Annotated in this window: 21 protein-coding genes; 11 read left to right on the top strand and 10 right to left on the bottom strand. The window is 67.8% G+C overall.

The window, feature by feature from the left end; translation table 11 throughout:
• Complete coding sequence (locus tag EIZ45_RS19210) at positions 1-882, top strand: hypothetical protein (protein WP_134665241.1); 882 nt, start codon at positions 1-3, stop codon at positions 880-882.
• On the opposite strand, the gene EIZ45_RS19205 is transcribed toward EIZ45_RS19210, so the two are convergent.
• Complete coding sequence (locus EIZ45_RS19205; protein ID WP_051728821.1) at positions 879-1,478, bottom strand: TetR/AcrR family transcriptional regulator; 600 nt, start codon at positions 1,476-1,478, stop codon at positions 879-881. The two genes, EIZ45_RS19210 and EIZ45_RS19205, sit on opposite strands and share 4 nt — an antisense overlap.
• Before the next feature lie 124 nt (positions 1,479-1,602).
• Between EIZ45_RS19205 and EIZ45_RS19200 the strand changes: the two genes are divergently transcribed.
• Complete coding sequence (locus EIZ45_RS19200; protein WP_134665239.1) at positions 1,603-2,595, top strand: fumarylacetoacetate hydrolase family protein; 993 nt, start codon at positions 1,603-1,605, stop codon at positions 2,593-2,595.
• A 10-nt stretch (positions 2,596-2,605) separates the two neighbouring features.
• Positions 2,606-3,547, top strand: coding sequence for an MBL fold metallo-hydrolase (locus EIZ45_RS19195; protein WP_037811056.1), 942 nt, complete (start codon positions 2,606-2,608; stop codon positions 3,545-3,547).
• Positions 3,548-3,551: 4 nt separating this feature from the next.
• Here the strand turns inward: EIZ45_RS19195 and EIZ45_RS19190 are convergent, their stop codons facing one another.
• Both EIZ45_RS19190 and EIZ45_RS19185 read right to left on the bottom strand, forming a co-directional pair.
• The gene (locus EIZ45_RS19190) at positions 3,552-3,935 is read right to left on the bottom strand and encodes a hypothetical protein (protein ID WP_205670062.1); all 384 of its coding nucleotides are present in this window, start codon (positions 3,933-3,935) and stop codon (positions 3,552-3,554) included.
• Between the two features lie 93 nt (positions 3,936-4,028).
• Positions 4,029-5,216 carry a cytochrome P450 gene (locus EIZ45_RS19185; RefSeq protein ID WP_134665235.1) on the bottom strand — a complete coding sequence of 396 codons (1,188 nt, stop codon included), beginning with the start codon at positions 5,214-5,216 and terminating at the stop codon, positions 4,029-4,031.
• 207 nt (positions 5,217-5,423) lie between these two features.
• Between EIZ45_RS19185 and EIZ45_RS19180 the strand changes: the two genes are divergently transcribed.
• Positions 5,424-5,774, top strand: a complete 351-nt coding sequence (locus EIZ45_RS19180) for an antibiotic biosynthesis monooxygenase (protein WP_134665233.1) — start codon at positions 5,424-5,426, stop codon at positions 5,772-5,774.
• Here EIZ45_RS19180 and EIZ45_RS19175 read toward each other — a convergent pair.
• Entirely contained in the window at positions 5,771-6,370 is a 600-nt protein-coding gene (locus EIZ45_RS19175; RefSeq protein ID WP_134665231.1) for a TetR/AcrR family transcriptional regulator, read from the bottom strand. The two genes, EIZ45_RS19180 and EIZ45_RS19175, sit on opposite strands and share 4 nt — an antisense overlap.
• Before the next feature lie 98 nt (positions 6,371-6,468).
• Here EIZ45_RS19175 and EIZ45_RS19170 point away from each other — a divergent pair, with 98 nt between their 5' ends.
• Both EIZ45_RS19170 and EIZ45_RS19165 read left to right on the top strand, forming a co-directional pair.
• Positions 6,469-7,473: a hypothetical protein gene (locus EIZ45_RS19170; RefSeq protein WP_134665229.1), complete on the top strand. Its 1,005-nt coding sequence runs from the start codon at positions 6,469-6,471 to the stop codon at positions 7,471-7,473.
• 32 nt (positions 7,474-7,505) lie between these two features.
• Complete coding sequence (locus EIZ45_RS19165) at positions 7,506-8,819, top strand: MFS transporter (RefSeq protein ID WP_134665227.1); 1,314 nt, start codon at positions 7,506-7,508, stop codon at positions 8,817-8,819.
• Here EIZ45_RS19165 and EIZ45_RS46145 read toward each other — a convergent pair whose 3' ends face one another.
• Positions 8,820-9,482, bottom strand: coding sequence for a TetR/AcrR family transcriptional regulator (locus EIZ45_RS46145; RefSeq protein ID WP_167756493.1), 663 nt, complete (start codon positions 9,480-9,482; stop codon positions 8,820-8,822).
• 55 nt (positions 9,483-9,537) lie between these two features.
• Positions 9,538-10,170: a TetR/AcrR family transcriptional regulator gene (locus EIZ45_RS46140; RefSeq protein ID WP_167756492.1), complete on the bottom strand. Its 633-nt coding sequence runs from the start codon at positions 10,168-10,170 to the stop codon at positions 9,538-9,540.
• A gap of 214 nt (positions 10,171-10,384) precedes the next feature.
• Here EIZ45_RS46140 and EIZ45_RS19155 point away from each other — a divergent pair, with 214 nt between their 5' ends.
• Positions 10,385-11,320, top strand: coding sequence for a methyltransferase (locus tag EIZ45_RS19155; protein ID WP_205670060.1), 936 nt, complete (start codon positions 10,385-10,387; stop codon positions 11,318-11,320).
• On the opposite strand, the gene EIZ45_RS19150 is transcribed toward EIZ45_RS19155, so the two are convergent.
• A complete protein-coding gene (locus tag EIZ45_RS19150) occupies positions 11,317-11,877 on the bottom strand; it encodes a TIGR03086 family metal-binding protein (protein WP_205670055.1) in 561 nt (186 codons plus the stop codon). The genes EIZ45_RS19155 and EIZ45_RS19150 overlap by 4 nt on opposite strands.
• 66 nt (positions 11,878-11,943) lie before the next feature.
• Between EIZ45_RS19150 and EIZ45_RS19145 the strand changes: the two genes are divergently transcribed.
• On the top strand, positions 11,944-12,912 hold the full coding sequence (locus EIZ45_RS19145; protein ID WP_240690734.1) for an RNA polymerase subunit sigma-70: 969 nt from the start codon (positions 11,944-11,946) through the stop codon (positions 12,910-12,912).
• A complete protein-coding gene (locus tag EIZ45_RS19140; protein ID WP_134665221.1) occupies positions 12,906-14,072 on the top strand; it encodes an AAA family ATPase in 1,167 nt (388 codons plus the stop codon). Before EIZ45_RS19145 ends, EIZ45_RS19140 begins: the two co-directional genes overlap by 7 nt.
• Positions 14,073-14,218: 146 nt before the next feature.
• Here EIZ45_RS19140 and ftsW read toward each other — a convergent pair whose 3' ends face one another.
• The gene (gene ftsW, locus EIZ45_RS19135) at positions 14,219-15,487 is read right to left on the bottom strand and encodes a putative lipid II flippase FtsW (protein ID WP_134665218.1); all 1,269 of its coding nucleotides are present in this window, start codon (positions 15,485-15,487) and stop codon (positions 14,219-14,221) included.
• A 111-nt stretch (positions 15,488-15,598) separates the two neighbouring features.
• Positions 15,599-16,840, bottom strand: coding sequence for an LCP family protein (locus EIZ45_RS19130; protein WP_134665216.1), 1,242 nt, complete (start codon positions 16,838-16,840; stop codon positions 15,599-15,601).
• Positions 16,841-17,157: 317 nt separating this feature from the next.
• On the opposite strand from EIZ45_RS19130, the gene EIZ45_RS19125 reads away from it, so the two are divergent.
• Complete coding sequence (locus EIZ45_RS19125) at positions 17,158-17,658, top strand: pyridoxamine 5'-phosphate oxidase family protein (RefSeq protein WP_043830726.1); 501 nt, start codon at positions 17,158-17,160, stop codon at positions 17,656-17,658.
• Between the two features lie 61 nt (positions 17,659-17,719).
• Positions 17,720-18,589: an SDR family oxidoreductase gene (locus EIZ45_RS19120; protein ID WP_134665214.1), complete on the top strand. Its 870-nt coding sequence runs from the start codon at positions 17,720-17,722 to the stop codon at positions 18,587-18,589.
• Here the strand turns inward: EIZ45_RS19120 and EIZ45_RS19115 are convergent.
• Complete coding sequence (locus EIZ45_RS19115) at positions 18,510-19,853, bottom strand: MFS transporter (RefSeq protein ID WP_037811076.1); 1,344 nt, start codon at positions 19,851-19,853, stop codon at positions 18,510-18,512. The two genes, EIZ45_RS19120 and EIZ45_RS19115, sit on opposite strands and share 80 nt — an antisense overlap.
• Between the last annotated feature and the right edge of the window lie 52 nt (positions 19,854-19,905).

The following is a 19,905-nucleotide window of genomic DNA, read 5'->3' as shown; positions in this document are numbered from 1 at the left end:
ATGTTCAGCGAGCTAGTAGTGCTGGGCATTCGCACCGGGACGATTTACCGCGTCGGACTTCCCGACGGGCAGGTTACCCCGCTGTACAAAGACGCTGGTGTCTCGCCGGATGGCGTTGTCATCGCCGATGGCACTGTTTACTGGACCACGATGGGCATGCCTTCGCGTGACCCGTCGGTGCCGGGCGAAGCGGGTCTCGACTACTCCGCGCGAAACGGCGGTCTGCACGCGGTTTCCTTTGATGGCACCGGTGCCCGCGACGTTGTCCCGAATGGAACTCTGACTACCGGGAAACAGTTGGCGTACAACGGTTCCCTGTACTGGGGCGACCGGGAGGGCTACCGGATCACCCGGGTGCGTCCAGACGGCACGGGCCTCACGGACCTGATCGTGAACGAGCCGGACGACAGCGGCATGCAGGAATGCGTCGGCGTGACTGTGGACGCCACGCATCTCTACTGGACGCAGAAGGGTCCGGCGAAAGGCGGCGTCGGCCGGATTTTCCGTGCTGGGCTGGAGATCCCGTCGGGAGAGACCGCGCGCGACCGGTCCGATGTGGAGACCCTGTGGGATCACCTGCCGGAACCGATCGACCTGGAAATCCATGGCGGGTACCTGTATTGGACCGACCGTGGTGCGGCCCCGAAGGGCAACACGCTGAACCGCGCGCCGATTCCCGGTCCGGGGGAGAAAGGCGTGGAGCCGGAGATCCTGGCGAGCGGCTTCACCGAGGCGATCGGCTTGGCGGTGGACGACGAAGTCGCCTACGTTTCCGATCTCGGCGGGCGGATCACTGAGGTGCCGTTGAACGGCGGCGAATCGCGGGTAGTGGTGGACATGGGCGAGCTGCTGTCCGGGATCGCCGGGGTCGTGCGCGGCTAGCTCACCGCGATCCCGCGCAGGATCATCTCCACCAGGTTCAGCAGATGCTCCTGCAGATCGAACGGCGCGGCCTCGCTCTCGATCCATGAGCTGAGCGTCCCGAAATACCCGGTGGCGAGCAGCAAACCCGCCTGCGCCGGATCGACGTCCGCGCGGATCTCCCCGGTCTCCTGCGCCCGCGCGACGAACGCGGCGAACTCGCGCGCCAGTTCCGGATTGCCGAACACGTTGGTGGAGTGGATCGCCGCGCCCATGCAGGCGACCGTTTCCGCGCGGGAGTCGAGGCTGTTGCGCGCCAGTTCGATCAGGTACCGGCCGAGCACCTCGCGCAGCGGCCGGTCCTCCAGGTTCTCGGCGCGCACCGCGGTCATCGCGCGTTCGCGGCGGCGCAGGCTCCACTCGTCGAGGAACGCCGTCTTGCGCTGGAAGTGGTTGAACACGGTGGCGCGGGCGGTGTCGGCGCGTTCGGCGATGTCCTCCATCGTGGTGTTCTCGTAGCCGCGTTCCACGAACAGCTCCACGGCCGCCTGGAACAGCCGGTCCCGGCGTTCGTGCCGCTGCCTGGTCCGCCGGTCGGTCGTCGCCTCTGCCGTCATGCCTCGCAGTCAACCATCATTTCTTCGCGGCGCCTGCTGAACGGCGCTCTTGACGCTGCCTCCGCCGCGGCCTAGCTTGATTGGACGCAAGTCTAAAAGTGAACTCCAGTTCAAGGAGGCGGCGGTGCGTCTGGTCACCTATGAATCCGCGGGCACGGCCCGGCTCGGGGTGCTGCACGGCGACACTGTGGTGGATCCGGCGCGGGTCTTGCGAGCGTCGCGAGCAGGGGAAACCGAAGTCCCGACGGAGATGGTCGCCTTCTTCGAGGGCGGGGCCGAGGCGCGGGCTAGGGCGGAGCAGGCGCTTCAGTTGGCGGACGCCGCGGCCGAAAAGGGCGACGTCCTGGTCGACGAAGGCCGTCCGGCAGTGCTTCCGCAAGCAGACGTTCGCCTGCTCGCGCCGGTGCCGAGGCCGCGCCGGATTCGCGACTATCTGACCTACACCCAGCACGCCAAGGGCTCTGGACTCGCCGTTCCGCCAGCCTTCGCCGCGATGCCGATCTGCTACCAGTGCAACGTCGAAACAGTGATCGGGCCGGACGAACCGTTGCTGTGGCCGTCCTACACCGCGCAGCTCGACTTCGAGCTTGAACTGGGCTTCTTCACGTCCGGCGGCGGAAAGAACCTCACGCAAGCCGAGGCCGCCGGACGCATCGCCGGAGTCACGATCTTCAACGACGTCAGCGCCCGCGACATCCAGATGTTCGAGATGAGCATGACCATCGGTCCGTCCAAAGGGAAACACTTCTGCACCGCGATGGGTCCGTGTGTGCTGACCATGGACGAGGTCGACGAATGGGCGGTGCAGATGACGGCCACGGTGAACGGTGAAGTCTGGGCGTCAGAGTCTACAAAGGACCGACAGTTCTCGTTCGCGGAGGTGCTCGCGTGGGCATCGCTAGACGAAGACGTTTATCCAGGCGAGTTCTTCGGACTCGGCACCGTCGGCGGCGGGTGCGGGCTGGAGCTGGACCGTTGGATCCAGCCGGGCGACGTGGTGGAACTCGCCGCGGCCGGCGTCGGGGTGCTGCGAAACCCGGTGGGGCAACGGCAGACCGCGCCGGACGGTGCGGGGCTGGCTTCGTATCAAGGCGCACCTGAAGTGCACGTCCACTAGGAGGCAGGCAATGCGCAAAGACATTCCCTACACCAAAGGACATCACCGGCTCACCGAACACTGCTCGGCCTGGCTGGTCCCGGACGGCACCTGGGGCTGGAGCAACGCCGGGCTGATCGCCGGGAAAGAAGAATCTCTCCTCGTCGACACGCTCTTCGACGTGCCGATGACCCGGGAAATGCTCGACGGGCTTCAAGACACCACAGTAGACAGTCCAATCAAGACAGTCGTGAACACGCACGCGAACGGAGACCACTGGTTCGGCAACGAGCTGGTCGCCGACGCGTCCATCATCGCGTCCGAAGCCACCGCGGAAGAGATGCGCACCAACGGCCCCGACCTCATGCGTGGCCTGGTGAATCAGGAGGGCCCGCTGGGTCGCTTCGCCCAGCACATCCTCCATCCGTTCGACTTCGACTCCATCACCGCGACCCCGGCGACCCGGACGTTCGCCGGGCAGTTGAAGCTCGACATCGGTGGCGTCACCGCGGAAATCCGCTGTCTCGGACCGGCGCACACCGAGGGCGACAGCGTCGTGCTGGTCCCCGACGAGGGCGTGCTGTACGCGGGTGACCTGTTGTTCATCGGCGGCACCCCGATCACCTGGGCGGGACCGGTGACGAACTGGATCGCCGCCTGCGACGCGATGCTCGCGATGAACGCCGAGTTCGTCGTTCCCGGCCACGGACCGGTCACCGACGCCAACGGCATCCGCTCGGTCCGCGACTACCTGGAGTGGGTGCGAGCCGAGGCCGCCGACCGTCACCGCCGGGGGATGACGGCGGAGGAGGCGATGCGGGACATCTCGCTCGGCCGGTTCGCCGACCTCGACGAACACGGCCGCCTCGCGCAGAACGTGCTCGCGGTGTACTACGAACTCGACCCGGAGATGGAGCGCGTGGACACCCGCGAGGTGTTCCGCCGCATCGCGGAACTGGAGGGGTTCGCGTGAGCCGCTAGCCCGCCACGGTCAGGATCCCGAGCGCCAGCAGTACGAGCACCTTCACGGTTTCCGTGGCGATATAAACGAAATGCGCCCGGGAACGCGGCAGCTCCACGCCTTCCGGAGCGGCGAGGACGCGGTCCGTCCGCCGGTTCAACGCCGGACGGACCGCCCCCAGCTGCCCGATCAGCACCACGACCGCCACCGCCGCCAGCACCGTCACCGCGGTGCCCGGCTGCCCCACCGCGACCGTGACCACGATCCCCGCCGCGAGCAGCATCTCGGCGATGTTCAAGGCCCGGAACACGATCCGGCCGATGCCGAGGCCGATCGGGATGGTGACCCCCGGTGCGCGAAACTTCAGCGGGGCTTCCAGGAACGAGATGGCGAGCACCATCCCGAACCAGACGAACGTGAAGGCGCCAATCAGAGCAATCGCGTGCACAGCGCGGAAAACCTCGATTCCGGTGTTCGATCCGCCGCCGCCAGGCTACTCCCGCCGCCAGGTCACCGGCAGCCGCACCGGACCGTAGATCGACGCGTCGTGCGGCAGGTCCACCTCGGCGAACGGCACCGCGAGCCGCAGGTCCGGGAACCGCGCGAACAGCCGGAACAACGCGATCCGCATCTCCACCCGCGCCAGCTGCTGCCCGAGGCATTGGTGCACGCCGTGGCCGAAGCCGAGCTGCCCGGCCGCCTTGCGCGTGACGTCGAGGCGGTCCGGGTCCGGGAACTTCTCCGGATCCCGGTTGGCGACCGGAAGCGACATGACGACCGGATCGCCCGCCTTGATCCGCACGCCGCCGAGTTCGACGTCCTCGAGCGCGGTGCGGATCGGGCCGATGTGGATCACGCTGAGGTAGCGCATCAGTTCCTCGACCGTGCCCGCGGTGAGCTCCGGGTCGGCCTTGAACTTCGCCAGCTGCTCCGGGTTTTCGAGCAGTGCCAGCGTGCCGAGCGCGATCATGTTGCGGGTCGTCTCGAATCCGGCGACCAGCAGCATCATGCCGATGTTGGCGAGTTCCTCGTCGGTCAGCTCGTCGCCGCGGACGAGATCGGACAGCAGGTCGTCGCCCGGGTTCGCCCGTTTCTCCTTGATCTGCCCGGCGATGAACGCGACGACGCCCTGTGTCGCGTCGATCCGCTCGGCGACCGGGATGTCCTTGGCGAACATGGTCCTGGCGTAGCCGTCGAACTCGGCGCGGCGTTCGTAGGGCGCGCCGAGCAGTTCGCAGATCACCAGCGACGGCACCGGCCGCGCAAACGCTTCCACCAGGTCGACCGGACCGTCCGCGGCGGCCATCGCGTCGAGGTGGGCGTCGACGATCTCGGCGACGCGGTCCTCCAGCGTGCGCATCCGGTGCACGGTGAACGCCCCGGTCAGCAGCTTGCGGTAGCGGTGGTGGTCCGGGTCGTCCATCCCGGTGAACACCCCCGGGTCGGCCGGCTTCGGCGGCGGCAGCGGACCGAAGTCGAGCGGAACCTTCGCGAGTTCGGCGCGCGCGGACATCCGCTTGTCCGCGAGGACTGCCCGCACCTCCTGGTATCCCGTGACGAGCCAGCCCTGCGAGCCGTCGGGATACGTCATCGGCTCGACCGGAGCCTGCGTGCGCTGGGCCGGCACCGGATCGAACGGACACGCGCCCCTTTCGAGCGGGAGTCCTGCCTGACGGGTCATCGTCGCTCCTTCCCCTCTGAATAGTTCAGAAGGTACACAGCTTTCACAAAGTTGTGAAGTAAATGTCGGAGCTGAACGCCGAGCGGGCGGAGAATCACCGGCCCGGCCTAGTGCTAGCGCTGCTAGACAACCGAGCGACAGCAGTGCTAGCGTCGAACCAGTAGCTAGCGATGCTAGATTCAGTCGACAGCAAGGGGAAGTTCCGAAATGGCCCAGTTGCAGAGCCTCGACCCGCACACGCCGATGTTCGCTCAGTTCAAGGAGAAAACCGGGCAGATCGTCCTCGCCAACACCTTCGTCGTCCCGAAGGAGCGGACCGACGCGTTCCTGGCTCTCTTCCGGAAGCAGGCCGAGTTCATGAAGGCTCAGCCCGGATTCGTCTCACTGCGCATGCATCAGGGAACGGCGGGCAGCCAGCTGCTGCTGAACGTCGCGGTGTGGGAGTCGACCGAGGCGCTCGCCGCGGCGTTGAGCAATCCGGAGTTCCAGCGCGTGGCGGCCGAGTTCCCCGACGACGTCGTGTCCTACCCGCACATCTTCGAGGAGATCGCGGCCTAGTTCGCCTGTGCCGCGTCGAGCGCCGGAACGAGTGGTTCCAGCGTTCGCCGCAACAGATCCGGCAGTGAGCCGGACACCACGACCAGTCCGTTGCCCGCCGGTTGCGTCCACTGTTCCAGCGCGACCCGGACCGCCGCGGCGATCGACGCGGCCAGCACGCGGGCGGTTTGCGGGTCGCCGACCCGGGCCGCGATCACCTCCTGCAGCGGGTCCGCGAGGGCGGCCGGAGCGTCGAGAAAAGCCGTGCGCAGCCCGGGATTCGTGGTGATCAGCAGGAGGGCGTCGCGGCTCTGTTCGCCGGGATCGGTGTACTGCTCGGCGATCGCGTCGAGGATCGCCTCGGCCAGCCGGGTGTCCGGCGAGCGCTCGGCGACAGCGGCGGCGATCCGGTTCTCGCGGTCCGCAGTGACCGCCGCGACGATCGCTTCCTCGCGGCTGGAGAAGTAGTTGTTGTAAGTCCGCGGGGACACTCCGGCCGCTTCGGCGATGTCGTCGACGCGCACGTTCGCCGGCCCGTGCTCGATCGCCAGCCGCAGGGCCGCTTCACGCAAGGCGACGCGAGTGGCCTGCTTCTTCCGTTCGCGCAATCCGGTCACCCGGCCAGTCTCGCAGGGTTCCTGCGCCTACGCAAACTTGCGCACACGCAAATTTCGTGCGTAGGGTGGGCGGCGTCCCCGAACGAGAGGAAACCGCCATGCGCGGCAAGGGAATGACGTACGACACCGGATTCGTCCGCAATGGACGGTCGTCGCGGGAGAGCTTCGAACCGGAGGTGGTGAAGCGCGAACTGGCGATCATCCGCGACGACCTGCACTGCACCGCGGTGCACGTCGTGGGCGGCGATCCGGATCGGCTGGAGCAGGCCTCGCGGTGGGCGGCCGAACTGGGGCTGGAGGTCTGGTTCTCGCCGTATCCGCTGGAGCAGACCCACGACGAGATCCTCGCCCTCTTCGCCGACTGCGCCACCCGTGCGGAACGGCTGCGCGCCACCGGGGCGAACGTCGTGTTCGTGACCGGCGTCGAGTTGAGCGTGATGAACGAAGGCTTCCTGCCCGGCGAGGACACCGCCGAACGAGTCAGCCTGCTGCTCGCCGAACCCGAGGGCCGCGCCGAGCGGCTGGCCGAGGTGGGCAAGCGGCTCGACCCGTTCCTCGACACCGCGGTGAAGATCGTGCGCGAACGGTTCCACGGCCCGGTCACCTACGCGTGCATCCAGTTCGAGCAGGTGGACTGGAGCCGGTTCGACTTCGTCACGGTGGAGCTCATCCGCTCCGCCGAGGTCGCCGACCTCTTCCAAGCCGGCGTGCGAACCCTGGTGGCGCAAGGGAAACCGGTCGCGATCACCGGCTTCGGCACGGCGACCTGGCGCGGGTCCGGCGACGTCGCGCCGCGGAGCATGGAGATCGTCGAGTACGACAAGGAAACCGGCGATCCGCTCCGCATCGACGGCGAGTACGAGCGGGACGAGGCCGGACAGGCCGCGTATCTGCGCGAGCTGCTGGAAATCTTCGACGCGGAGGGCGTGGACAGCGCGTTCGTGTTCCTTTTCGCGCTCTACAACTACCCGGACGATCTTGACCTGGCCAGCTTCGGCCTGGTGAAAGTCCTGGAAGGACGGTCGGGCACGGCGTACCCGGGGCTGAACTGGGAACCGAAGGAGGCGTTCGCCGCGGTCGCCGAGCATTACGCGAAACCTTGACTCAGCGGGGTCCGGGCGGGTGAGATCCGGACATGCCGACGAAGACGAGCGCGCTGGGCAACCGGGTCATGGCCAAGGCGGCGGTGCGGATCATGCCGCTGCTGATGCTGCTGTACTTCGTCAATTACCTGGACCGGGTCAACATCGGGTTCGCCGGTCCGAACGGGATGAACAAAGAACTCGGCCTCACCGCGACCGCGTTCGGGCTCGCGTCCGGGATCTTCTTCATCGGCTACCTGATCCTCGAGGTGCCGAGCAATCTCGCGCTGCACCGGTTCGGCGCGCGCCGCTGGATCGCGCGGATCATGATCACCTGGGGCGCGGTGGCCGTCGCGATGGCGTTCGTGCCGAACACGACGACGCTGGTGGTGCTGCGGTTCGTGCTCGGCGTCGCCGAGGCGGGGTTCTTCCCCGGCATCATTTTGTATCTGACGTACTGGTTCCCGGCGGCGCAGCGGGCGAAGGCGGTCGCGCTGTTCATGTGCGCGGTGCCGGTGTCGAGCGCGATCGGCTCGACCGTTTCCAGTCTGCTGATCAGCGGCGGGCACGGCGTGTTCGGCCTGTCCGGCTGGCGGTTCATGTTCCTCGTGGAGGGCGTTCCGGCGATCCTGCTGGCGGTCGTCACGTGGTTCTGCCTGAGCGACCGGCCGGAATCCGCGAAGTGGCTGACGGCCGAGGAACGCGACTGGCTCACCAGCGAACTCGACGCCGAACGCCGCGCCACCGAAGCCGAACACCACTGGCCGCTGCGAAAAGCGCTCACGCACCCGCGGATTCTCGGGCTGGCGTTCGTGTACTTCGCGGTGGTTTACGGCCTGTACGCGCTGGGTTTCTTCCTGCCGACGATCATCGCCGGGTTCGGCGAGGAATTCGGCACCAAACTGACCGTGCTGCAAGCGGGTCTGGTGAACGCGATCCCGTACGTCGCGGGTGCGCTGGTGATGGTCCCGTGGGCGCGCCACGGCGACCGGACCGGGGAACGGACGTGGCACGTCGCGTTGCCGATGCTCGTCGGCGGAGCGGCGATCCCGGTCGCGCTGTATCTCGGAAACCCTTACGCCACCATGACCGCGGTGACCATCTGTGCGATGGGCGTGTGTGCGGCGCTGCCGACATTCTGGGCGCTGCCCTCGAACTTCCTGTCCGGCGCGGCGGCCGCCGGCGGGATCGCGTTGATCAACGCGCTGGGCAACCTGAGCGGATTCGTCGCGCCGTACCTGACGGGCTGGCTCCGCGACCTGACCGGTACGCAGCGGACCGGATTGTGGGTGGTCGGTGCCTGCATGGTCGCCGGAGCGGTGCCGGCAGTGGCGTTGGGGGCGAAGCCGCGCGCGTCTCGCCGGTGATCAGCCGGCGCGGCGCACCCGGTCCGTCAGCACCTGTACTTCGGTCTCGAACAACGCGTCGGCGTCGAGGCCCATCGCGGTGAAACCGCCGCCGATTTCGAGGCTGACAAAGCCATGCAGCCGCGACCACAACGCGACCGCCAGCTGGTGGTTCTCGGTGTTCGCGCGCCGGGCGTCGAGGACTTCCTCGTTGTCGTACGGCTTTCCCGCGGTTTCGGGGTCGTGCAACACCCCCAGCACCACGCCCATCAGCGCGCGGGCCGCGTCGGCGAGCGGCTTGGCGTGCGCGTCGTAGCCGGGGAACGGTGCCTTGAACAGCAATTCGTACCGGTGCGGCTCTTCCCGCGCCCAGCTCCGGTAGGCGGCGGCCAGCAGCCGGATCCGCGCTTCCGCGTCGGGTGCGTCGGCGCCGAGCGCTCGCGCCATGGCGTCGCGGAGGTCGTGGTACGCGTCGATGACCAGGACGTTCAGCAGTTCGTCGCGGCTGGAGAAGTAGCGGTACAACGCCGGTCCGCTGACCCCGAGCTGCTTGGCGATGGCGTTGATGGAGATCGCCTGCGCGCCCCCGGCCGCGAGCTGGTCGAGTGCGGCGGATTTGACCTCCTCGCGCACCTGCTCGCGGAACCGTTCGCGCATCGGTTTGCGGGTGCCTGCTGCGGGCATCCCCACCTCCTTGACGACGCCCGACGGTAACACGGCCCATCGTTCGGAAGACCTTCTAACTGTTCGTCCGGTCTTCGAAGGCTCGCTCGACGTCGTCGCGCTCGACAGCGGGACCAGGCACTTCGATCGGTCCACCGGCGGCGAGGCCGTTGAGGAAATGCGCGATCTGCCGTCTCGCCAGGTGGGCCCAGTCGAGGACGGACGCCTTCGGCTGCGTGAGCAGGGTGCTGAACGCGAGGAGATCGGTGGCGTTGACCGGGCCGCGGATGCTGCCGTCCTCGCGGCCGGTCGTGAGGAAGAACTCGAGCCGCCCGTAGATCGACTTCCGGGCCGCGACCGCTTCCGGGGTGACGAGCGGGGGCGCGCCGTGCAGCGGAAGGACGAGCTGGTCGGCGATGTCGACGGTGCCTTCGAGATAGCGGCGGACCTGGTCGAGGCCGGTGCCGTTGTCGTCGATCTGGTCGAGCAGGCTGTTGAGCAGGCCGTACGCGCGGTGCTCCAGGGCTTGGAGCAACGCGTCGCGGTCGGCATAGCTGCGATAGAGCGTGCCGATCCCGAGACCGGCCTCGGCGGCGATGGCGGCCAGCGGCACATGCCGTCCTTCGCGAAGCATCGCCGAGGCAGCCGCGGAGAGCAGCCGTTCACGGTTGGCCGCCGCGTCCTTGCGGACCTTGCGCGGGCGGGACATCGGTTCTCCTTACCCCGATCTCGGGCGCCTGGCGCGAGCCCGTACGTTCGCGAGCAATTCCGCTGCTGTGTCCACCCGGCCAGCGTATACGCGCGGACCTCGAGGCGAGCTTGTCAACCGTGGCCCGGAAAGCCGGTTGACCACGCTGGCAAAGTGGAGTCACGTGAGTGATGACGCGACCCACCTTCTCCGTGCCGCCAGCCTGGCGACCCCCATGGCATTGCGCGTCGCGGTGACGCTCGGCTTGCCCGACCGGCTGCGCGCCCCTGGCACGGTCGACGACGTCGCCGCAGAACTGGATCTGTCGCCGATCGCGCTCGACGTCCTGCTCGGCCACCTGGTCACGCTCGGCGTGGTCGAACGCACCGACGAGGGTTACCTGACCACTGCGTACGGCGCGAATCTCTGCCAGGACAAGGAAAACGGCGTAGCCAATCTGCTGCACCTGGACCGCGCCGCCGGTCGCGCCGAACTCGCGTTCGTCGAGCTGGCGCACAGCATCCGGACCGGCGAAGCGGCTTACTCCCGGCGTTACGGCAAGGATTTCTGGGCTGATCTCGCTGAGCAGCCGCACCTGCGGAAGTCTTTCGACCAGCAGATGATCAACCGGTTCCGTACGGAGATCCCGCAAGTGGTCGCCGGTGTCGACTGGGTTTCTTTCACTACGGTAGTCGACGTCGGCGGCGGTCGAGGAGATTTGCTCGCCGCGATTCTCGAAGCCAATCCGAACCTGCGTGCCCACTTGGTCGACCTCGAACCGACCGCGAGCGAGGCCCGCGCCGCCTTCGCCGCACGCGGCCTCGCTGACCGGGTCGAGGTGCGCGGCGGGAGCTTCTTCGATCCGCTCCCGGCGGGCGCGGATGCCTATGTCCTGGTGGACATCCTGCACAACTGGGACGACGAAAACGCCCGCCGCATCCTGGAGCAATGCGCCGAAGCGGCAGGCCGGTCCGGTCGGATTCTCGCCATCGAAGCGGTCAGCGGAATTCACGCGCGGACCGAAATGGACTTGGTCATGCTGGTCCATTTCGGCGGCCGTGAACGACGGGTGGAAGAATTCCGCGCACTCGCCGATTCCGCGGGTTTGGTCCTTGGATCGGCGGCCCCGTTGACCGATCAACGAGGCCTCCTGGAATTTCGCGTCGGCTAACTCGGCGACCGTCCGAGCAACGCGACCAGCCGATCCAACGGCGGCGCGTCCTCGGCGACCGGCACTGGCGGCGCGAAGGGGCTCCGTTCCGGCGGCAGGTCGGCGAGTTTCGCCGCGCTGAACGCGATTTCCCGCTCCACCAAGGCGTCCTCGAACTTCGCCTCCTGCCCGGTGGCGCGAGCGAGGTCCCAGCCGTGGACGAGTTCCTCGACGATCCGGAGGTGCACCGCGACAATCCCCGGAACCGTCCCGGCCGGGACCTCGACCACCTGCTCCAGCGCCCCCGGCTGCCGGAACGCCCCGAGCAGACCGGCAACCGCGTCCCGGTAGGCCGCTACCGGGTCGTCGCCGAGCGCGTCGGCGGTACGAGGGTCCAACGACGCGCCCTTCGCACCGCTCAGGGCGGCGGTGAACAGCCGGTGCCCGAGGACCAGATGGTTCACCAGTTCGCGGACCGTCCACTCCGGGCACGGCGTCGGCGCGTCCCAGCGAGACACGCCGGCGACCAGCGCGCCGGTGGAATCGAGGACCGCGGACAGATCGTCGACAGGGTTCATCGTTTCGCCTTTCTCAGGGGTCACCAGTACAGACACCGCCCGCCCCGGAAACGGAACGATGGCAGGATGCGAAAGGTGGGCCAGGACATCCTCGATCGCGCACGCGCCGGAGACGCGCGCGCCTTCCGTGAGCTGGTCGAGCCCTATCGGCACGAGCTGCAAGTGCACTGTTACCGCATCCTCGGCTCCCTCACCGACGCCGAAGACCTCCTGCAAGAGACCCTCCTCGCCGCCTGGCGCGGGCTGGACGGATACGCCGGTCGCGCCTCGGTGCGCTCCTGGCTGTACCGGATCGCCACCAACCGCTGCCTCAACGCCCTCCGCGACGCCGGCCGTCGCGTCCCGGCCGAGCCTTCGCCGCCGTTCACCCCGACCGAGCCCACGCGCCGCACCGAGGTGACTTGGCTGCAACCCGCGCCCGACGACCCCGCCGCGCAGTACAGCGCCAAGGAAACCTTCGAGCTGGCGTTCGTCGCGGCGCTGCAGAAACTTCCGCCGCGACAGGCCGCCGTCCTCCTGCTTCGGGATGTGCTCGACTACTCGACCGCCGAAGTCGCGGACATGTTGGAGACCAGCTCCACCGCGGTCAAAGGCGCTCTGCAACGCGCGCGAGCCCAGCTGCGGCAGACCGTCGAACCCGCCCCGCCAGCACCGCGGGAACGGGAGATCGCGCAACGGTTCGCGGACGCGTTCAGCGAGGGAGACGTCGACGGCGTGGTCGCCCTCCTGACCGACGACGGCTGGCTCGCCATGCCGCCCGCGCCGCACGAATACGTCGGCCGCGAAGCTGTCACGGCGTTCCTCGCGATGTTCGGGCAGTGGCGTGGCACCCGACGGTTCCGTCTTCTTCCAACGCGCGCCAACACCCACCCCGCCTTCGCCTGCTACCTCACGGAACCCGACGGAACAGTCGGGCATCCCGCCGGAATCCTCGTTCTCGCCCTGTGGGGCGACCGAATCCGCACCGTCACCTGGTTCCTCGAACCCGAGCTGTTCCCGCGCTTCGGCCTGCCCGCGGAGGTGAAGATGTGCTGACCACCCTGGCGATCCAGAACTACCGCTCGCTGCGAGACCTGGTGCTGCCGTTGTCGCAGCTCACTGTGATCGTCGGCGCGAACGGCACCGGCAAGTCCAGCCTGTACCGCGCGCTGCGGCTGCTGGCCGACGCGGGACGCAACGGCGCGGTCGCCGCTCTCGCCGGAGAAGGCGGTCTGCCGTCGACGCTGTGGGCCGGTCCGGAGAAGATCGGCCGAGCCGTCCGCGAGGGCCGGTCACCGGTGCAGCCCTTGCAGCGCACCACCGCGGTCGGTTTGCGGCTCGGCTTCTCCGGCGACGAATTCGGCTACGCCCTCGACTTCGGCCTGCCCGTGCCCAGTCGCGAACGCCATCCGACGGCCTTCAACCTGGACCCGGAATACAAACGCGAATGCGTCTGGCACGGCCCGGTACTGCGCCCGTCCGCGCTGCTGGCCGACCGCTCCGGCACCCGGGTCCGCATCCGCGACGAGTCCGGCTCCTGGGTCGAAAGCGGCCACTCGATCGCCCTCACCGACAGCATGTTGAGCGAATTCGCCGACCCGCGCCGGTGCCCGGAACTCCTGATCGTCCGCGACCGAGTCCGCGCGTGGCGGTTCTACGACCACTTCCGCACTGACGCCGACGCGCCGGGTAGGCAAAGCCGCATCGGCACCCGCACCTGGGCGTTGGACCACGACGGCGGCGACCTGGCCGCGGCCCTGCGCACCATCCAGGAATCCACCGACGCCGACGCACTGACCACCGCGATCGACGACGCCTTCCCCGGCTCGTCCGTCGAAGTAGCCACCGCCGACGGCCGCTTCGACCTCCGCTTCCACCAGCACGGCCTGCTGCGCCCGCTCAGCGCCGCCGAACTCTCCGACGGCACCCTGCGCTACCTGCTGTGGGCCGCGGCGCTGCTCAGCCCGCGCCCGCCGGAGCTGCTCGTCCTGAACGAACCGGAAACCAGCCTGCACCCGGACCTGCTGCCGGCACTGGCCGCGTTGATCACCGCGGCGGCGAAGAAGACGCAGCTGCTGGTGGTGTCGCACTCCCAGCTGCTGGTCCGGTTTCTCGAGGACGCCTCGGTGCTGGAACTGGAGAAGGACTTCGGCGCGACGGTGGTCGCCGGACAGGGGCGGCTGGACCAACCGGCTTGGCATTGGCCGAAACGGTAAACCTGGCGTGAGGGCGAGAAAACGCTCGCCGGGGTCAGCCCGCTGTCTTCAAGTCCGTGAGGGGAACCCTGAGGGAATCTGATTCCCTGAGGGTTCCCCTCACGGACCGTCAACCCGCGTGCCGGAACCCGGCGAGCGCACCTTGATTAGCGAGGCCGAACCGGCCGCCGCGCGCGAGTCGTTTTCCCCGGCGTCCGGACCGGCCGGTACGGCTCCGGCACCGGCAGCCGCAGGATCCGCCCGATCTTGCCCGGCCCGAGATGGTTCAAGTCCGCCACCGCCGCGGGTTCGTGCCGGGCGCAACTGGCGAGCACGCCGAACAGGAACATCGTCACGATCAGCGACGTCCCGCCGTACGACACCAGCGGCAGCGTCACCCCGGTGACCGGCAGCGCGTTGACCACGTACCCGATGTTGACCGCCGCCTGCGCCACCAGCAGCACGGTGATCGTCGCGGCGACGATGCGGATCCACGGGTCGAGGTTGCGCGTCGCGATCCGCAGGCCGACCAGCGCGAGCCCGCCGAACAGCAGCAGCACCACCGCGCAGCCGAGGAAACCGAGTTCTTCGCCGATCAGCGCGAAAATGAAGTCGTTCTGCACGTTCGGCAGGTACTTCCACTTCGACGCGCCCTGACCGAGCCCGACCCCGAACAACCCGCCCTCGGCGAGGGCGTACTGCGCCTGCACCGCTTGGTATCCGGCACCGGACGTGTCCGCGTCGGGGGAGAGGAACGACAGCACGCGCGCGAGCCGGTAGTCCGCGACCAGCGCGAGCACCACGAACCCGCCGACGCCGCCGGCCAGAAGCGCGGCGAAGAGCCGTCCCGGCGCGCCGGAGAACCACAGCAGCGCAAGCAGCACGATGCCGAGCGAGATCGTCCCGCTGAGGTTCGGCTGCGCCATCACCAGCGCGAACATCAGCAGCGCGACCGGCACCAGCGGCACCAGCAGGTGCCGCCAGTGGTGCAGCAGCCGGGCTTTCACGACGAGAATGTGCGCGCCCCACAGGGTCAGCGCGACCTTCGCGACCTCGACCGGTTGCAGCGTCAGCGGTCCCAGCGCGAACCACCGCTGCGCACCGTTCACCTTCGCGCCGAGCGGGGTGAGCACGAGCGTGAGCATCGCCAGCGTCACGAGCATCAGCATCGGCGAGAGGGATCTGATCCGCCGCAACGGAATCCGCAACCCGGCCCACAGCGCGACCAGGCCGATGAGGACGAAGATGACGTGCTTCTGGAACGTGCTGTACACGCCGCCCGGCTGCGCGGAGGACGCCGACAGCACCATGATGACGCCGAGCAGCGTGAGCAGGCCGCACAGCGCGAGGACGAGGTGGAACGACGCCAGCGGCCGGGAGAGCCAGCCGACGATCGCGACCGGAACCCGGGTTCGTCTGTTCCGTGTCGTAGCCACTCGCGCACCGCCGTCCGCCGATTTTCCGGCGCGCGGAAGGAACGCGCCGGGCCGATTATGCCCTAACCGTCTTCATCGGATAGTGCGGCGCGCGGGCATTCGGCGCTGAAGCTATTTCACGCAAGGGATTCCGCCACCGCTCAACGCCGGCGGGGGAGCGGGAACGCCGCTGCTGTGCGTCATCGGGCGCACATACGCAGCCGGTGTCGGCACCGGAGCGCCGCTGAGCAGTTGCGCGACCAGTGACTGGATTTGCCCGGTATTCACGAAGTTGACGTCTTCGCCGGACGGGCTCTTGCCGAAATGGTCGACCGGAAGGGTAACGAAACTGACATTCCCGCCGGTCAGGCTGGACGCTTGCTTCGCGAGCGCGAGCAGGTCCAGCCCGCTGTCGACCGCGGTGTTCTGCTTCGCGACATCCAGGATCCCTTGGAGTTTCGCCGGGTTCGTGAAGGTACCGCCCTGTTTGAGCTGATAGGCCAGCGAAGAGATGAAAGCCTGTTGTCTGCGTTCGCGGTCGAGATCGGTGAAATTGAGCGCTGGATGCACGTTGTCGCGGCGCTGCCGGACGAATTCGACGGCCTGTTCGGCGCTGATTTCCTGCTGGCCGGCGTGGAAATTCGCGCCCGAATAGCTGTCCTGGGTGTCCTCGTTGAGGCACACCGTGATCGGCTGGACTACCTGGGCGATCTCGAAGAACGCCACGAGGGTGACCTCGACGAAATGGTCGATCGGGACACCGCCGAGGAATTTCCGCACGGTGTCGATTTCCGCCCGGCGGCCCGCGTCCCGGGCTTGCTGCTCGCGCTGGGATTTGTCGGTGACATTCTGCGAGACGAGCTGTTTGGCCTTTTCGTCGAACGCCAGCCCGTAGGCCTGTTTGATCTTGCCCTGGCACACGTTGTCCGGACAGCCCGCCAGCGGAACGTAATCGTCGCGCGGGATCGAGATCGACGTCGCCCTGCCGCCGTCGCCGGGGACGTGCAGCAGCATCAGCACATTCGCGTTGTAGCCGCCGTCCTGCTGATCCCCGGCGTGCAGCGAGTTGTAGATGTCCTCCGGCAGCGGGTTGCCGTTCTCGTCGAGCCGCGAATCAAGGCCCATGACGAGGATGTTGGTGTCGCCGCCGCTGGAGGTCGACTGCCCGTCGAGCACGTCGGAAACCTGCAGCCCGGACACGACGCCGCGGTAGGCAGCCCAGCCGTAGCCGGTCAGCGAGAGCGTCAACGCGGCCGCGAGCGCCAGCGCGACCCGGCCGGTGACCCGCCGCCGCCGGGCCGCGGCACGGGCAGCGACACCACGCGCCGCAGCACTTCGGGACGCTGCGGCACGTCTGTCGTGAGGGTCGGTCATCAGGCCTTCCGGTGCCAGGGCGTCATGGTTGACCACTGTTCTGCACACTCGCTGTGTACACGCTGAGAACGAAGCTCACGCAGAGTTAACTCAGGGGCGGCGGTGGTCATGGCAAGCACTCCCTCCGGCCCCGCTTCGCGGGCCGATCGCGTTTCCAGGCTCGAGGAGTACTCAACGCCCTCTGCCGGATAACTGTCAATCAGTTGTACAAGTGTTGTAGTTATCAAAGTGACCCAGGTCACAGTCGAGGTAGTGTCGAGAACGTCGTCCGGGCTCCGTCCCCGCAGCACCTGACCGAAGCCGAGAAGGAGACCACGATGGAACCGCAGGAAGTCGCCGAAGTCCTGAACCGCCCGCTCAGCCGTGAACTGCTCGCCCGCGACATCACCCGGCTCGCCTACGTGGCGAAGGACGGCACTCCGCGCAGCGTCCCGATCTCGTTTACCTGGAACGGCACCGAGGTCGTCCTGTGCACCACCAAGAACGCGCCGAAACTGCCTGCGCTGCGGGCGAACCCGATGGTCGCGCTGACCATCGACACCGAGTCGCACCCGCCGAAGATCCTGCTCGTCCGCGGCCGCGCCGAACTCGACTACGTCGACCACATCCCCGACGAGTTCCTCCAGATCAACGGCACCTACGAGATGACGGCGGAACAGCGCGTCGAATGGGAAGCCGAAGTCCGCTCCCTGTACGCGGACGGCATGGTCCGCATCGTCGTCACGCCGACTTGGGCGAAGCTCATCGACTTCGACACCACGCTGCCGTCCGCGGTCGAGGAACTGGTGCAGCGGCGAGCGGAAGCGAACGCCGGATAGCCGTCCGCTGATCCACTACACTGAATCGCCTACACGCCCCCGACGCGCGAAGGCGGAGCGCATGATCCTGGTGACGGGTGCGAGCGGCAACGTGGGATCGGCGCTGGTCAAGCAGTTGCGCGCGGCCGAGGTGCCGTTCCGGGCCGCTTACCATTCCGCGGAGAAAGCACAGAAAGCCACCGCGGACGGAATCGACGCGGTCACCGTCGAAATGTCCGATCCGGCCAGCGTGCAACCGGCGCTGGCCGGGGTGTCGAAGGTTTTCCTGCTGGGCGCGATGAGCCCCGGACAGACCGGCAACGAGTCCAATGTGGTCGAAGCCGCCGTGTCCGCCGGGGTCTCGCACGTGGTGAAACAGTCGCTGTGGCGGGCGGACGAGGAACTCACCCCGATTGCCCGGCTGCACCGTCCGGTCGAGCGGATGCTGGAAACCTCGCCGCTGTCCTGGACCTTCCTCCGGGCGAACTTCTATCTCCAGGCGTTCTCGGGAAACTGGGCCGGAACCATCCGGTCGGGGAATTTCTTCGCCAGCCCGCTGATCCGCGGTCCGATCGCCTTTGTAGACGCCGAAGACATTGCCCGCGTAGCGTTTCGGGCACTGACCGAGGACGGTCACGCAGGCAAAGCGTACGCGCTCAGCGGTCCCGAAGCGCTGACGTATGACGAGGCCGCGGCAGTGCTGTCCGAAGTGCTCGGCCGTCCGATCACGTACCGCGGAATGTCGAACGAGCAAGCACTTTCCGCGCTGGCTGAAGCCGGAATGTCGTCGTTCCATGCCAAGGCGCTGGTCGAGGTGTGCAATACATACCTGGACGGCGGCGCGGAAACCGTGACGTCCACAGTCGAGGACGTCACCGGCCAGCGACCGCGGAGCTTCCGCGAGTTCGCGACGGCGCACCGGCATTGTTTCGAGGCAGCACAAGGCAGCTGAGCACGGCGGCGACGAGACTGAGCCCGGCGGTGACCAGGAAGACGTCGCCGAGGTCGGCGGCGTAAACCAGCCCGAGCACGGCGACGCCGAGCGTCTGGCCGAGCTGCCGGAACGTAGCCATGGCACCGGACGCCATCCCCGCGCGGTCCCCAGGAACCGCGCTGAGAATCGCGGTGCTGCCCGCAGGTCCGGCGATCCCCATCCCAGCGCCGGTCACGATCAGCCCGGGCAGCAGGCTGAGCCACGTCGAATCGCGGTCGAGCAGCATCCACTCCAGGCCGCAGCCCGCAGCCGCCAGCAGGGCCCCGAGCCCGAGCACGATGCCCGGCGAAACCGCGTGCAGCCGCTTGCCGATCAGGATCGAGGCGAGAAAAGACGTTGCCGCCAACGGAATCAGCGCAAGCCCAGCCTCGGTCGGGCTGAGGTGTACCGCGGTTTGCAGCCAGATCGACACGTAAACCAGGCAGGCGAATACGAAAGAACTCGCGACAACCACGACCAGCACTGTCACGAATGATGCCCGGCGGAACAGTGCGAGATCGAGCATCGGGTGCTTCACTCGTCGCTCGACCACAACGAAACCTGTCAACGCCACGGCCGCGAGAGCGAACACCGGCCACGCATGCTGGATCAACGCGTAGATCACCGCACCCGAACCGACTCCGAAAGCCAGCATGCCACCGAAGTCGATCCGGGTGCCAGCCGGTCGTTTCGGTGCCTCGGCCAGATACTTCCGGGTCAGCAGCAGAGTCAGCACGCTCAACGGCAAATTGAGAAAGAATATCGCCTGCCACCCCGCCCACTGCGTCAAAACGCCACCGAGAAACGGGCCCGCCGCACCAGCGCCACCGAGCACCGCCGTCCACGTCCCGAACGCGGCACCTCGCTCCTTGCCCGCGTAATTGGCTCCCAGCAACGACATCGCAGCCACCATCATCGCCGCGCCGCCGATCCCTTGCACCGCCCGCGCGCCAATCAGCACGCCGACATTCGGTGAGAGCGCGCATCCCAGCGACGCCACCGCGAACAACGCGACCGAACCGACGAACACCCGACGCTGTCCTACGATGTCGCCGATCGCGCCCGCGCTCAACGCGAGAACGGCGAGCACCAAGGTGTAGCTGTTGACCACCCATTGCAGGCTGGCCAGCGACGCTCCCAGCCCGCGCGCCATCTCCGGCAACGCAACCGTCACCACGGTGGTGTCGAGGATCAACATGAACGACCCGAGGCAGATCGCCGCCAACGGCCCCCATTTGCGCATCACAGCTCCCTTTCTCATTCCCTGAAGAGTGCTCACGCTGTCGGCGTGCCTC

It is taken from the genome of Amycolatopsis sp. CFH S0740, from assembly GCF_004522315.1.
GTDB lineage: Bacteria > Actinomycetota > Actinomycetes > Mycobacteriales > Pseudonocardiaceae > Amycolatopsis > Amycolatopsis nivea.
This window is presented reverse-complemented; position numbering and strand designations above follow the sequence as displayed.